Here is a 2,581-nt window from a genome sequence, read left to right on the forward strand (position 1 = left end):
AAGGCTCCGACCACTGTTGCGGATTTCTACGACCCGGAGGAGATCAAGCGGGTCTACTATCCCGAGGTCGAGCGACTGCTGCGTGAACAGCTGGGTGCCAGCCGCGTCTTCGTGTTCGATCACAATGTGCGTAACGCCGGACGGCCAGGCGTGGCCGTCCCCTCGCGGCAAGTGCATAACGACCACACGGTGAATTCGGCGCCGCGGCGCGTCCGCGACCATCTTGGGGCCGAGGCGGACGAATTGCTGAAGCACCGGTTCGGCGTCGTCAATGTGTGGCGGCCGATCCGCGGACCCGTGCTGGATTCGCCGCTGGCGCTATGCGACGCCCGAACCTTTACCGACGACGACCTGATCGCCAGCGATCTCGTGTATGCCCATGTTCGTGGCGAGACGTCGCGGGTCGAATACAAGCCATCGCACCGCTGGTACTATTTCTCGGAGATGCAGGCCGACGAAGCGCTGCTGATCCGGATCCATGACAGCGCCAATGACGGGCGCGCCCGGCTGTCGTTTCATACCTCGTTCGAAAATCCGCTCGCGCCCAGCGCTCCACCGCGGGAAAGCATCGAGGTCCGCACGCTGGTGTTCTTCCCGCCGGGGTCCTGACGCGGTCCGAGGCGCTGATGCTTACGAAGGATGCCCGCCGACCTCAATCAAAAATAAGAAAGTGGCCGGGGACGATCTTGCGCCTGCCGGAGACGAGCCGCTGGCGTTACAGCAAGGTCGGCCGGTCTTCAGACGAAGTCGTCATGTGAACGCCCATGTTGCCTTGCGCCGACGGCCCGTGTCCAAGCCGCGATCAGAATGCGCCGTCATATTCCAGCGTGACGCGATGGATGCGTCGGGGCGCCTTGCCGTAGTCGCGCGCGGCATAGTGCTGGACCTGCCGGTTGTCCCAAATGGCGACGTCGCCTTCCTGCCACTCGAAGCGGGCCTGCACTTCCGGCGTCTTGATCAGGTCGTAAAGATAATTCAACAGGCTCTGGCTTGCTGTCTTGGAGACACCCAGCAGATGGCTGGTGTGCGCCTCGTTGACGAAAACCAGCTTGCGCCCGGTTTCGGGATGGGTCTTCACCACCGGAACCTCAATCGGCGGAAACCTGATCGCCGCCTCTTTGATACGCGCAAGCCCCTCTTCCTCCGTTTCCTGGCCCCCGGCCGCGTAGCCGCTCAGCAGATCGGCCAGCGCCGCCTTCTTCGGCGCGGCAAAGAAGGTGTTCACTGCCGTCAGCTTCTCAAAGTAGCGCGCGAGGTCGGGATCGAGCAGATCATAGACCGCGGTGGACGAAGCCCAGATTGTGTCGCCGCCGCCGCCGGGCGGCACCTGCTTGATATGCAGCACGGTCGCCTTCGGCGGCTGGCGCTGCCAGGACACATCGACGTGCCAATTATCGGTGCCGCCGGACTTGGTGTTCTCGTCGTGGGCGATGACCTCGATCTCGGGGAAGCCTTCGACCGACGGCAGGTAGATGTTCTTGCGGATCGGATTGCCGAAGACGCGGGCAAGCTCGACATGCTGCGTGAAGCTCAGCGCCTGCTTGCGGAAAAAGATCACGCCGTGCCGGACCAGAGCGTGGTTGAGATCCTGCCTGTTCTGGTCGCTGAGCGGCTTGGTCAGGTCAATGTTCTCGATCACGGCGCCGATCAATGGCTTGTAGGGCCGAATAGCAAAATCCTGGTGGCCCTGCTCTGCCTGGGCAGCATTCTTTTCCAGCGCGGCGCTCATTTTTGGTCCCCTTTTGAAAGATCTGGTCGCGCAACGGTAGATTTCATGAGCCGCACTCGTCAAGATGGTCGACTAAATAAGTATACTATTATCGTGCGAGGGTGGAAGGCGGGGAAGCTGCGTCTTCCCGTTAGAGCAAAGAGAACGTTTTACTCTCGATTTCGATCGGAAAATTTCGATCGGAAACATGGCATTCGAATCGGTGGTCGGGCGAGCTCGGAAGCCTCCCGTGTTGTCGCGGACAGCGGCGGTGGCTTTCTTCGCCGGATGTATCTCCGGGAACTCCGGTTGGCGCAGAATATCAACACCGGTCGCGCCGGCCAAAATCAACGGTCATGCTATTGACTGATATCTCTCGGCCTCTAGCCTGCCGCTCTATTCATGAGCGGGATGCGGAACTAGATCCATGATTATTCGAGCCCTATCAGCCATCGGATTCATCGCGGCAATGGCGATCGCCTCGGCGACCCCGGCCGTTGCGCAGACGCCGGCCGACCAAATCCGTATCGGCTATCAGAAGTCCTCGACGCTGACGGCTGTCCTGAAGGCCAACGGCGAGCTTGAAAAAGCCCTGCTCCCGCTCGGCGTACGCGTGTCCTGGTATGAGTTCACCAGCGGTCTGCCGCTATTGGAAGCTATCAACACCGGCAATATCGATTTCGGCGCCGACGTCGCCGATACCGTGCCCGTGTTCGCGCGAGCCGCCGGCGCCAAGCTCGCCTACATTGCCGAGGAATCCGCATCGCCCTCGGCTCAGGCCATCCTGGTCAGCGCAGACTCGCCCATCAAAACGCTGGCCGACCTCAAGGGAAAAAAAGTCGCGGTCACCAAGGGCGCCGGCAGCCATTTCCT

At 61.3% G+C, this 2,581-nt stretch carries 3 protein-coding genes; 2 read left to right on the forward strand and 1 reads right to left on the reverse strand.

Annotated features, from left to right (window positions below; all coding sequences use genetic code 11):
* A partial coding sequence (locus tag ABSG20_RS34410) for a CmcJ/NvfI family oxidoreductase (protein WP_423868888.1) occupies positions 1-609 on the forward strand: 609 nt, incomplete at its 5' end.
* Positions 610-802: 193 nt separating this feature from the next.
* Here the strand turns inward: ABSG20_RS34410 and ABSG20_RS34415 are convergent.
* Entirely contained in the window at positions 803-1,729 is a 927-nt protein-coding gene (locus ABSG20_RS34415) for a TauD/TfdA dioxygenase family protein (protein WP_423868889.1), read from the reverse strand.
* A 448-nt stretch (positions 1,730-2,177) separates the two neighbouring features.
* Here ABSG20_RS34415 and ABSG20_RS34420 point away from each other — a divergent pair.
* Positions 2,178-2,581, forward strand: a 404-nt coding sequence (locus tag ABSG20_RS34420) for an ABC transporter substrate-binding protein (RefSeq protein ID WP_423868890.1), incomplete at its 3' end; no start/stop codon positions are given.

Origin of the sequence: Bradyrhizobium sp., assembly GCF_049512235.1 — a bacterium.
Lineage (GTDB): Bacteria > Pseudomonadota > Alphaproteobacteria > Rhizobiales > Xanthobacteraceae > Bradyrhizobium.

Excerpts from the sequence above, each read along its gene's own strand:
- ABSG20_RS34415 (WP_423868889.1), bottom strand. The coding sequence starts at position 1,729 with ATGAGCGCCGCGCTGGAAAAGAATGCTGCCCAGGCAGAGCAGGGCCAC.